Genomic DNA, 11,372 nt, shown 5'->3' on the forward strand with positions numbered 1-11,372 from the left:
ATGATCCCCGCAGCACTGCTGGTTGCGCCGGGGTTCGTGGGCCCGGAAGCCCCTGCCCCCGCCCCGCCGCCGCCGGAGTGGCAGCAGGCCCCCGCCACTCTCTCCGCCGCGGGCGGACTTGCCCCGCTGGACGCATCGGCCGGCATCCCGGCCGCGGCCAGCGTCACCGCTCAAGTGGAGCCGCTGCTGAAGGCCGACGGCGGCGGGAACTTTACGGGGCTGGTACAGGATGCACTCACCGGGCAGGTCCTCTTTGACCGCGGCGGTTCGGAGAGCCGCGTGCCGGCCTCCAACCTGAAACTGCTGACCGCGGTGGCGGCCTTGCGCTCGCTGGGCCCGGAGCACCGCTTCACCACGTCCGTGGTGCAAGGCCCGGCTGCCGGTCAGGTGGTGCTGGTGGGCGGCGGCGACGTCCTCCTCGGCGCCGGGGAGTCGAACGCGGACGGGACGATGGGCCACGCCGGCCTGGCGACGCTGGCTGCGCAAACTGTGGAAGCGCTGAAAGCTGCCGGCACAACAGGTGAGCTCCAAGTGCTGGTGGATGATTCCCTGTTCACCGGCCCGGCCCTTAACCCCGCCTGGGAAAGCGGGGACGTTGCTGCCGGGGAAGTGGCGCCCGTCTACCCGCTGGCGCTGAACTCAGCGCGCTACGATCCCGCCGTCACCACCGGCCCGCGCCCGCAGGATTCGGCCGTCACGGTGGCGGACGAATTCGCGGCCCGGCTGCGGACGGCAGGCGCGGCCGCGGGACTAACTGTGGCAGCCGCCGTCGAGCGTTCCCCCCGTTTAGCACCAACAGCCGGGGAGCCGGGGGAAAGAGCGGTCCTCGCGGAGGCGCAGTCTGCCACGGTGGCCGAACAGGTGGACCTGATGCTGCAGGCCTCGGACAACTACCTTGCCGAAGTCTTGGGCCGGATGGCTTCGGTAGCCGCAGGGGGACCGGGCAGCAACGACGGCGCCACGGCTGCCGTCCGCGCGCAGCTCACCGACGCCGGAATCGACGTTGACGGCATCCGGCTCGTGGATGTGTGCGGGCTCGCGATGGGCAACCAGGTGTCAGCACGCCAGTTCACCGAGGTGGTGCGGGCTATCGCCGCCGGCACGGACAGCCGCCTGCGCGCGGCGCTGGACGGCTTCCCCGTGGCAGGCCTCACCGGTACGTTGGACGCACGCTACGGCGAAGACTCAACCGCCCGCGGCGCAGGGCTGGTCCGCGCCAAGACCGGGACACTGAACACGGTGCTGGCGCTGAGCGGCTACGTGGTGGACGCCGACGGCCGCCTCCTGGTCTTCTCCTTCATCGGCAACGGGCTCACGCCCGGCGCCGCCGGCAACAAGGTGGCGTTGGACCGGGCTGCCACGGCGCTCGCGGGCTGCGGCTGCAGGTAGCACCCCGCGAGTCTGCAGGAGCGGCCCCGCCCCGCTCAACCGTTGCTGGCCGGGGCCGCTCATGCGGGGCCGGGCCGTCCGTGCAGAAAGGGCGCTGCTTTGGTTCGCCGGTGAGCGAACTTAAGGACTATCCACAGGGTGCTGTGTTCTGATGGGACTTATGGAGTCCACTACAGGTGATTCGTCAGCACAAACGTTGGCCAGCCAGGCCTCGTCCCTGATCAACTGGGACCTTGCCGCCTCCACCGCGGCGCGGCTGGCTCCGGCCGGCCCGGTCCTGAACCAGGCCGCCATCGGTGACGCCGTGGACAGCCTCCGCCGGCTCGCCGACGCTTCGGTGGAGCATGTCCACGAGATCACGGGCCTGGAAGCGGCACGGAACCTGCGGGATTCCACCGTGCTGGTGGTGGACCGTGCTTCCTGGGCCAAGGCCAACACCCAAAGCTTCGCCGTGATGCTGAAGCCCGCCATGGAAAAGATGCTCGAAAGCAGGCGCGCTTCCCTGAGCCCTGCCGCCGCGAGTGTCAGCGGCGCCATCACCGGCAGCCAGTTGGGTGCCGTCCTGGCCTTCCTGTCCAGCAAGGTCCTGGGCCAATACGATCCCTTTGCGGCGCTCGCCGAGGGTTCCACCGCGCCGTCAGGGGGACGCCTGCTCCTGGTGGCTCCGAACATTGTTGCTGTGGAGCGGGAACTGAACGTCACCCCGGAGGATTTCCGCCTCTGGGTTTGCCTGCATGAGCAGACCCACCGGGTCCAGTTCGCGGCCGCGCCGTGGCTGCGGCACCACATGCTGGAGCAGATCGACGAACTCAGCGGCCACCTGCTGGGCAACGTGGATTCGCTGATGGAGCGCGCCACCGCCGCTGCCCGTTCACTGAAGGACCGTACGGCCGACGGAAACACTCCCGGCCGCGGCGCCATCCTGGACCTGCTGCAGGACCCCGAGGAGAAGGCCGCCATCTCGCACCTCACCGCGGTGATGAGCCTGCTTGAAGGCCACGCGAACGTGGTGATGGACGCCGTGGACGCCAGCATTGTCCCGTCGGTGAAGACCATCCGGCAGCGGTTCAACGACCGCGGCAAGGACCGCGGCGTGATCGAAAAGTTCATCCGCAGCTTGCTGGGCCTGGACGCCAAGATGCGCCAGTACTCCGACGGCGCCCGGTTCGTCCGCGCAGTGGTGGACGTCGCCGGAATGGAAGGCTTCAACCGGGTGTGGGAGTCGGCCGACCACCTGCCCACCGAGCCCGAAATCCACGATGCCAAGCTGTGGCTTGAGCGGATGGGACTCTGATTAACACCGTTCCCCACCCCGGCCAGCCAGCCCAGTCCAGCGATCCAGCCCAGCGCAGCGAACCAGCCCAGCGCAGCGAACCACCTCAGCAAACCGGGCGACGACGGCCCGGCCGGCTCGCGCCCGTCGTCGGCACTGCCCGCAAGATGCTCCAGGACGCCCTGGCCCGGGCCGGCTACCCCCGGCACCTCCTGGTGGCCTGCAGCGGGGGACCGGACTCCCTCGCCCTGGCAGCAGTGGCCGCTTACTTCGCCCGCCGCGGCCACGTCCGCGGCCACCCTGTCACGGTGGGTGCCGTGGTGGTGGACCACCAGTTGCAGGAAGGCTCCGCCCACGTGGCGGCCGAAACAGCCCGCGTCCTGCAGGAACTGGGCCTTGCCCCCGTGGACATCCGGACCGTGACCGTGGACGGGACGGGACTCGGCCCGGAAGCCGCCGCACGCGAAGCCCGGCACGCTGCGCTGGAAGCAGCCGCCCAGGACCAAGGTGCGGATGCCATCCTGCTGGGACACACGCTGGACGACCAGGCCGAACAGGTGCTCCTGGGCCTGGCCCGGGGTTCGGGCACCCGGTCGCTGGCCGGGATGAGGCCTGTCCGCGGCAAGCTGCTGCGGCCCTTCCTGGGACTCCGCCGGGCGGACACGGAGGAAATCTGCGCGGTCGAGGAACTGGACCCCTGGCACGATCCCAGCAACTCGGATCCGGCCTTCGCCCGTTCGCGAACCCGTGTGGAAGTGCTCCCTCACCTTGAGGAAAAGCTGGGGCCCGGCGTCGCTGAATCCCTGGCCCGGACGGCCTCCATCCTGCAGCTGGACGCCGACTACCTGGAGGATGTGGCGGAAAGCACCTTCGCCTCGCTCGTGGAGCGGAACGGCCTCGAACTCAGCCTTCCGGAGGACGCCTTGCGCGGCCTGGCTCCCGCCATCAGGTTCCGCGTCATCGCCAAGGCAGCGGCCGACGTCGGCGGGCAGCAGCCCAGCTACCAGCGCCTTTTGGCCGCGGAAGCGCTGCTGCGGCGGCAGGGTTCGGCCGGCCCGGTGGAGCTGCCCGGCGGCGTGAGCGTCTACAGGTTGTCGCTGGCGCAGCGGGAGGGATCGAAGGATGCCGGCGTTCCGGCGGCCCTGGGCAGCCCCGGCTCCGTTCCCCGCGGAGGCGCACGCTGTGGGAAGCTAGTATTCCGGTCTCAAAAACCGCCCGCAAAATAGTCGCACCCCCGCATCTACACAGGAGCCATTGGTGGATTCAAACGACGTCCAGGCAGACCTCAAGCACGTTCTCTACACCAAGGAGCAGATCCAGCAGCGGATCACCGAGCTCGCTGCGCAGATCGACAAGGACTACGAGGGCCGCGAGATCCTCCTGGTGGGCGTCCTCAAGGGTGCCGTGATGGTGATGGCTGACCTGGCGCGCGCACTCCACAGCCACATCTCCATGGACTGGATGGCTGTCTCCTCCTACGGCTCCGGCACCCAGTCCTCGGGAGTTGTCCGCATCCTGAAGGACCTGGACACGGACCTGATGGGCAAGGACGTGCTGATCGTCGAGGACATCATCGACTCCGGCCTCACGCTCTCCTGGTTGAAGACCAACCTGGAATCCCGCGGCACCGCTTCAGTGGAAATCTGCACCGCCTTCCGCAAGCCGACTGCTGCGAAGGTGGAGATCGACGTCAAGTACGTCGGGTACGACATCCCCAACGAATTCGTGGTGGGCTACGGCCTGGACTACGCCGAGAAGTACCGCAACCTGGACTTCGTGGGCACCCTCGCCCCGCACGTCTACGAGTAGGCTGAGCCGCCCGGGCCTTGCGTAAAAACATTGGCATCAAGGACGTGGCCCTGGCCGCAGGAGTATCTGTCACCACGGTCTCCCATGTCCTGAACGACGTTTCCTACGCCCGGGTCAGCGCCGAAACGCGGGACAAGGTCCGGTCCGCAGCCACGCAGCTGGGCTACGGGCCGAACCGCCTGGCGCAGGCACTGCGGAGCCGGCGCACCGGAATGCTGGGCCTGGTCAGCGAGGACATCGCCACCACGCCGCACGCGGGCCGCATCCTGTTGGGGGCCGATGATGCTGCCCGCGCCCGCGGGTACACCCTGATGGTCATCAACACCTCTGGCTCCGCGGGCCCGGCATCCCGGGAAGCGGACGTGGAGGCGCTCCTTGAGCGGCAGGTGGACGGCATCCTCTACGCCACGATGTACCACCGGACCGTGGACGTCCCGCCCAACCTTGGAAAGGTGCCGGCGGTCCTCGTTGATGCAGTCAGCACCGGCGAGCCATTCACCTCCGTAGTCCCGGACGAGTACGGCGGCGCACGCACCGCCGTCGAAACCCTGCTCGCCGCGGGCCACACGCGCATTGGCTTCATCAACAACACCGAGGACGTGCCCTCCACCCGCGGGCGGCTCCGCGGCTTCCGAGAAACCCTGGACCGGGCAGGGCTCGACGGCGGCGCGGCACCTGTGGAGGCAGCCTCGTCTGATGCGCAGGGCGGCTATGCGGCCGCCCGCCGCATCCTCCAGGGTGGCAACCCGCCGTCGGCCTTGTTCTGCTACAACGACCGGATGGCGATGGGAGCCTACCGGGCAGCTGCCGAGCTGGGCCTCTCCATCCCCGCGGACCTGTCCGTGCTGGGTTTTGACGACCAGGAACTGATCGCCGCCAACCTGCATCCCGGGCTTACCACCGTTGCATTGCCGCACTATGAGATTGGCGCCTGGGCCGCCGAACGGTTGATCGACACGGTGGAGGGGACGCAGCTGCCGGAGGCCGCCGTTCCTGAACCAGTGCTCCTTAACTGCCCGCTGGTAGCCCGCGGCTCAGTGGCCGCGCCCCGGATTTAGGCCCTATGCTCCTGTCCGGAGGCGTCGTGGCACCAGTACGCCCACAGGGAACTTTTGCCCCACACCATGCGTGATCTACTCCGGACGGTGTATAGCTAGAAGCTGACGCAGCACCATCACGCGCGCAGAGTACTCGCCGTGCAGCACTACCAGGAGGGACGGGGCCAGCCCCCGAACAGATGAAAGCTAAGAACTTCTTCAAGGGCCCGGGCATCTGGATCGTCGTTGTGATCGGGATGCTCCTGGTGGCCTTTGCAACGCTCGCTCCCGGCGGTGCAGCCCGGATCGACACAGATAAGGGCCTGGAACTGCTCTCCGGCAACAAGGTGGAGCAGGCAAAGATCTTCGACGGCGAAAACCGTGTTGACCTGGTGCTGAAGGACAACCTCCAGCTGGAAGGCCAGGACAAGGGCAAGAGCGTCCAGTTCTTCTTTGTGGATGCCCGTGCCCAGGACGTGGTCAAAGCCGTCACCGACGCCAAGCCGAGCGAGGGCTACACGGACCAGCCGATCGAAAGCAACTGGTTCTCCGGCCTGCTCTCGCTGCTGATCCCGGTCATCCTGCTTGGTGCCCTGTTCTGGTTCCTGATGACCCGGATGCAGGGCGGCGGCTCCAAGATCATGCAGTTCGGCAAGTCCAAGGCCAAGATGGTCAGCAAGGACATGCCGCAGGTGACGTTCGCCGACGTGGCCGGCTCCGACGAAGCTGTCGAGGAACTGCAGGAGATCAAGGAATTCCTGCAGGAACCGGCCAAGTTCCAGGCTGTTGGCGCCAAGATCCCCAAGGGCGTGCTGCTGTACGGCCCGCCAGGTACCGGTAAGACCCTCCTGGCCCGCGCCGTCGCCGGTGAGGCCGGCGTCCCCTTCTTCTCCATCTCCGGCTCGGACTTCGTGGAAATGTTCGTTGGCGTGGGTGCCTCCCGCGTCCGCGACCTCTTCGAACAGGCCAAGGCCAACTCGCCCGCCATCATCTTCGTGGACGAGATCGACGCCGTCGGCCGCCACCGCGGTGCCGGCATTGGCGGCGGCAACGACGAACGCGAGCAGACCCTCAACCAGCTGCTGGTGGAGATGGACGGCTTCGACGTCAAAACCAACGTCATCCTCATCGCCGCGACCAACCGCCCGGACGTCCTGGACCCCGCACTGCTGCGGCCGGGCCGTTTCGACCGCCAGATCGGCGTGGAAGCACCGGACATGATCGGCCGCGACCAGATCCTCCAGGTGCACGCCAAGGGCAAGCCCATGGCACCCGCCGTGGACCTCAAGGCCGTTGCCAAGAAAACGCCCGGCTACACCGGTGCGGACCTCGCCAACGTCCTGAACGAGGCGGCACTGCTGACCGCGCGCTCCAATGCCAACCTGATTGATGACCGCGCCCTGGACGAGGCCATCGACCGTGTGATGGCCGGCCCGCAGAAGCGCAGCCGCGTGATGAAGGAGCACGAGCGCAAGATCACCGCCTACCACGAAGGCGGCCACGCCCTGGTGGCGGCCGCACTGCGGAACTCCGCCCCGGTCACCAAGATCACCATCCTTCCCCGCGGCCGTGCCCTCGGCTACACCATGGTGGTCCCGGACAACGACAAGTACTCCGTGACCCGCAACGAGCTCCTGGACCAGATGGCCTACGCCATGGGTGGCCGCGTGGCCGAGGAAATTGTCTTCCACGATCCCTCCACCGGCGCCTCGAACGACATCGAGAAGGCCACCGGCACCGCCCGCAAGATGGTCACCGAGTACGGCATGAGCGAACGCGTCGGCGCCGTCCGGCTGGGCCAGGGCGGCGGCGAGCCGTTCCTGGGCCGCGACGCCGGCCACGAGCGCAACTACTCGGACCAGATCGCCTACGTGGTGGATGAGGAAGTGCGCCGGCTGATCGACCAGGCCCATGACGAGGCCTACGCCATCCTCACCGAGAACCGCGACGTCCTGGACCGCCTGGCACTCGAGCTGCTGGAACGCGAAACGCTGAACCAGGCCGAGATCGCCGACATCTTCCGTGACATCCGCAAGCGCGACTTCCGCGAGGTGTGGCTGTCCAAGGAGACCCGTCCGGTGCAGAAAGCCGGTCCGGTGGAGTCCCGCCGGGAGCAGGCTGAGCGTGAAGCCCAGGAGGAAGCCAAGCAGGCCCGCCTGGACGAGCCGCTGGACGCCCAGCCGCCGCATCCGCAGGGTGTTCCGGAAGACGCCCCGTTCCAGGGAGGCATCCCCGACTCGGGGCCTGACGCCCTTCGCGGCTAAGCTTTCATACGTGACCCACTTCGACGACGACGACGTTCCCGCCTCCGCCGGCTATCCGGCGGAGGGCGGCGCCCACCATTCAAAGCACCAGAAGGTGGACCGGCCGCGCATTGAGGCTGCCGTCCGCGAGATCCTCCTTGCTATCGGGGAAGACCCGGACCGCGGCGGCCTCGTGGACACCCCCAAGCGGGTGGCCAAGGCTTATGCCGAGGTGTTTGCCGGGCTGCACCACGACCCCGCCGACGTCCTGTCCACCACCTTCGACCTGGACCATGAAGAACTGGTGCTGGTCAAGGACATCCCGTTCTACTCCACCTGTGAGCACCACTTGGTGCCGTTCCACGGTGTGGCCCACGTGGGCTACATTCCCTCGCATGAGGGCAAGGTGACCGGGCTGAGCAAGCTGGCCCGGCTCGTGGATATCTACGCCCGCCGTCCCCAGGTGCAGGAACGCCTCACCACGGAGATTGTTGAAGCGATGGTCCGCCACCTCAAGCCGCGTGGCGCCATCGTCGTTGTTGAATGCGAACACATGTGCATGTCCATGCGCGGTATCCGCAAGCCCGGAGCAAAGACCGTCACCAGTGCGGTCCGCGGGCAGCTTCATGACCCGGCCACCCGCGCCGAAGCCATGAGCCTCATCCTCGGAAGGTAATCAACACACCATGGATTCACTCGCTGCAGCGCCGGGAACCGGCCCCGCAACCTCACCCTTGCCCGTCCTGCGCAAACCGCGCCCGGCAGCCCGCTTCGAAGACCTGCCCACAGACCGCACGCTCGTCATGGGCATTGTGAACGTTACGCCGGACTCCTTCAGCGACGGCGGCCAGCACGGCACGGCCGATTCCGCCATCGCCGCCGGACTGCGCATGTTCTACGCGGGAGCGGACATCATCGACGTCGGCGGCGAATCCACACGCCCCGGCGCGGAAGACGTCAGCCCCGAGGAAGAACAGCGGCGCGTGATTCCCGTGATCGAGGCTCTGGTCAAGGCCGGCGCCCTGGTCAGCATCGACACCATCCACGCCTCCACTGCCGCCGCCGCACTCAACGCCGGAGCTGCCATCATCAATGACGTCTCCGGGCTCACCATGGAACCCGAAATGGCCGAGCTCGCGGCATCCTCCAAGGCCCCGTACATCCTCACGCACCGCCGCGGCGACGCCCGCACCATGAACTCCCTCGCGGAGTACAAGGACGTGGCCGCTGAAGTGGTGGCCGAACTGGCCGGCGTCCGGGACAAGCTTTATGCCGCGGGCGTCCGCCCGGAGCAGATCATCATCGATCCGGGCCTGGGGTTCGCCAAGAACGATGCCCAGAACTGGGAACTGCTGCAGAACCTGGACCAGTTGGACAGCCTGGGCCACAAGGTCCTGGTGGGTGCGTCCCGCAAGCGGTTCCTCGGCACCCTCCTGACCGTTGCCGGCAAGACCGCCGCGCCGCAGGAACGCGATGACGCCACCGCAGCCATCACCGCCATCAGTGCCTACCGGGGCGCCTGGGCAGTGCGCGTGCACGACGTCGGCCCCAGCCTGGACGCCGTGAAGGTTGCCGCGCGCATGGCCGCCCCAAGAACCAGCCAGTAGGCCCAGCCATGGACAGGATTACGCTGACCGGGGTCACCGCCGTCGGCCATCACGGAGTCTTTGATTTTGAACGCCGTGAAGGCCAGCCGTTCATGGTGGACGCGGTGCTCCACCTGGACTTCGCCAAGGCCGCGGAATCGGACGACGTCCGGGACACCGCGCACTACGGCGAGGTTGCGCAGCGTATTACTGAGTGGATTTCCGGCGAACCGCTGAACCTGATCGAGGCGCTTGCCGTGCGGATCGCGGACAGCCTGCTCAGCGAATTCCGGCTTGAGGCCGTGGACATCACCGTGCATAAACCGCAGGCACCCATCGAGGTTCCCTTCGGCGACGTGGCGGTCAGCGTCCACCGGGAGAGACCAGCGCAGGGGGAAGCCGCATGAACTCCGTGTATTCCAAGGTGGTGCTTGCCCTGGGCAGCAACCTTGGTGAACGCAACGAGACCCTGACCGAAGCCGTCGCGGACCTGGTGGACCCGCCCGAGGTCCGCCTCCTCGCGGTTTCGCCCATTGTGCAGACCAAAGCCGTGGGCGGTCCGCCGAACCAGCCGGACTTCCTGAACATGGTCATCACCGTCGAAATCAGCCTCACCCCGGAGGAGCTGCTGGAACACTGCCAGTCAGTGGAAAACAAGCACCACCGCGTTCGGGAGGTGCGCTGGGGGCCGCGGACGCTCGACGTCGACATCATTACGTACGGCGATCTGCGCAGCGATGACCCTGTCCTCACCCTGCCGCATCCGCGCGCGGCGAGCCGCGCCTTCGTCCTGTACCCTTGGTCCCTGATCGAGCCCGCAGCCACGCTGAACGGTGAACGCATCAGCGTCCTTGCCGCCCGGGCTGATGATTTTGGCGACCTTGCCCTGTTCGACGGCTTCGGCGACTTCGACGGCCTGCCCACGGCAGGAGCTGTGGAGGAGCGATGAAACCCCTCAATCCGCTGCGCCTGATGCTGATCTGCGTCATCCTGGCGGTGGCGGGCTGGTCGGCCACGGTGGTGACCAGCCGCTACGGCATGGCCACTCCCGTCCTGCCGGCCACTGCGCTGGCCACCATGGGCGTGATTGTGGCCATCACCCTGATCCTTGGCATCAGGATCCTGCGGTGGCGCAACAGCAACAAACCCAACAGCTCCAAGAAAAAGACACTGCTCGATCCGCTCCTCGCGGCCCGGACCCTGGTTCTCGCGCAGGCCTGCGCTTATGCGGGGACGGTCCTGCTGGGCTGGCACGTGGGAATCTTCCTGGACCAGCTGCGGATCTGGAGCCTGCGCAGCAACCAGGGCATTACCTGGCTGGCGCTGGCGATGGCGGGCGGCGGACTGGTGATGATCGTGGTTGGCTTCCTTGTGGAGCGGTTCTGCAAGATCCCGCCGGAGGATGGCGATACCAACGGCACAGACGGTAAGACGGGCCGATCGGTACGCGGCGAAGCCACAGGGGAAGGCGAATATGCATACCGGGGCGATTGACCCGCCGGGAATCAGCTGGCAGCGCGTATCACCAAAGTACGTCACCGTCCGGCTGGTGGAGTGGGCGCTGGCGAACCTCATTACTGTGCTCCTGCTGTCCCTGCCCCTGGTGTTTGTGCTGCTTGGTGTGTGGGCGTGGCCGCCGCTGTGGCTTGCCGTCACCGTGCCCGCCGTGGCGCTGGTGCTGGCGCTGTGGAGGCTGGTGCTGATCCCGCGGCAGGTCCGCGCCATCGGCTACGCGGAACGGGATGACGACCTCCTCATCAGGACCGGGATCTTTTTCCAGCGCACCATGGCCGTCCCCTACGGCCGCATGCAATACGTGGACATCGGCGTGGGTCCGGTTGAGCGCGGGCTGGGCCTGTGCACCCTGAAACTTCACACCGCCTCGCCGGGGACCCGGGCACACATCCCCGGGCTGCCCGCGGCGGAAGGGGCACGGCTCCGTGAACAGCTCGCCGCGCGGGGCGAAGCCAGGCTGGCTGGACTGTGACGGCAGAGGGACCGCGGCCCGAGCCCGGCGCCCCCAGCACAGCCCCCG

12 protein-coding genes are annotated in these 11,372 nt (G+C 67.6%); all 12 read left to right on the top strand.

The window, feature by feature from the left end; genetic code table 11:
• On the top strand, positions 1 to 1,389 hold the full coding sequence (gene dacB / locus FNL14_RS22710) for a D-alanyl-D-alanine carboxypeptidase/D-alanyl-D-alanine-endopeptidase (protein WP_142065002.1): 1,389 nt from the start codon (positions 1 to 3) through the stop codon (positions 1,387 to 1,389).
• A gap of 160 nt (positions 1,390 to 1,549) precedes the next feature.
• Complete coding sequence (locus FNL14_RS22715) at positions 1,550 to 2,683, top strand: zinc-dependent metalloprotease (protein ID WP_142065005.1); 1,134 nt, start codon at positions 1,550 to 1,552, stop codon at positions 2,681 to 2,683.
• Between the two features lie 146 nt (positions 2,684 to 2,829).
• Complete coding sequence (gene tilS / locus FNL14_RS22720) at positions 2,830 to 3,888, top strand: tRNA lysidine(34) synthetase TilS (RefSeq protein WP_142065008.1); 1,059 nt, start codon at positions 2,830 to 2,832, stop codon at positions 3,886 to 3,888.
• A gap of 31 nt (positions 3,889 to 3,919) precedes the next feature.
• Positions 3,920 to 4,471: a hypoxanthine phosphoribosyltransferase gene (hpt, locus tag FNL14_RS22725; protein WP_018770260.1), complete on the top strand. Its 552-nt coding sequence runs from the start codon at positions 3,920 to 3,922 to the stop codon at positions 4,469 to 4,471.
• A 17-nt stretch (positions 4,472 to 4,488) separates the two neighbouring features.
• Positions 4,489 to 5,529 carry a LacI family DNA-binding transcriptional regulator gene (locus FNL14_RS22730; RefSeq protein ID WP_255470975.1) on the top strand — a complete coding sequence of 347 codons (1,041 nt, stop codon included), beginning with the start codon at positions 4,489 to 4,491 and terminating at the stop codon, positions 5,527 to 5,529.
• 179 nt (positions 5,530 to 5,708) lie between these two features.
• Positions 5,709 to 7,772, top strand: coding sequence for an ATP-dependent zinc metalloprotease FtsH (ftsH, locus tag FNL14_RS22735; protein ID WP_142065011.1), 2,064 nt, complete (start codon positions 5,709 to 5,711; stop codon positions 7,770 to 7,772).
• 10 nt (positions 7,773 to 7,782) lie between these two features.
• The gene (gene folE, locus FNL14_RS22740) at positions 7,783 to 8,427 is read left to right on the top strand and encodes a GTP cyclohydrolase I FolE (RefSeq protein WP_050056741.1); all 645 of its coding nucleotides are present in this window, start codon (positions 7,783 to 7,785) and stop codon (positions 8,425 to 8,427) included.
• Between the two features lie 10 nt (positions 8,428 to 8,437).
• Positions 8,438 to 9,358 (top strand): dihydropteroate synthase, encoded by a 921-nt coding sequence (gene folP / locus FNL14_RS22745; protein ID WP_142065014.1) that lies wholly within the window; start codon positions 8,438 to 8,440, stop codon positions 9,356 to 9,358.
• 8 nt (positions 9,359 to 9,366) lie between these two features.
• Complete coding sequence (folB, locus tag FNL14_RS22750) at positions 9,367 to 9,744, top strand: dihydroneopterin aldolase (RefSeq protein ID WP_142065017.1); 378 nt, start codon at positions 9,367 to 9,369, stop codon at positions 9,742 to 9,744.
• Entirely contained in the window at positions 9,741 to 10,286 is a 546-nt protein-coding gene (folK, locus tag FNL14_RS22755) for a 2-amino-4-hydroxy-6-hydroxymethyldihydropteridine diphosphokinase (protein ID WP_142065020.1), read from the top strand. The genes folB and folK overlap by 4 nt, the downstream gene beginning before the upstream one ends.
• On the top strand, positions 10,283 to 10,831 hold the full coding sequence (locus FNL14_RS22760; protein WP_142065023.1) for a DUF3180 domain-containing protein: 549 nt from the start codon (positions 10,283 to 10,285) through the stop codon (positions 10,829 to 10,831). Before folK ends, FNL14_RS22760 begins: the two co-directional genes overlap by 4 nt.
• A complete protein-coding gene (locus FNL14_RS22765; RefSeq protein ID WP_142065026.1) occupies positions 10,812 to 11,324 on the top strand; it encodes a PH domain-containing protein in 513 nt (170 codons plus the stop codon). Before FNL14_RS22760 ends, FNL14_RS22765 begins: the two co-directional genes overlap by 20 nt.
• Positions 11,325 to 11,372: the final 48 nt, after the last annotated feature.

The sequence above is a fragment of the Pseudarthrobacter sp. B4EP4b genome, from assembly GCF_006680095.1.
Classification (GTDB): Bacteria; Actinomycetota; Actinomycetes; order Actinomycetales; family Micrococcaceae; genus Arthrobacter.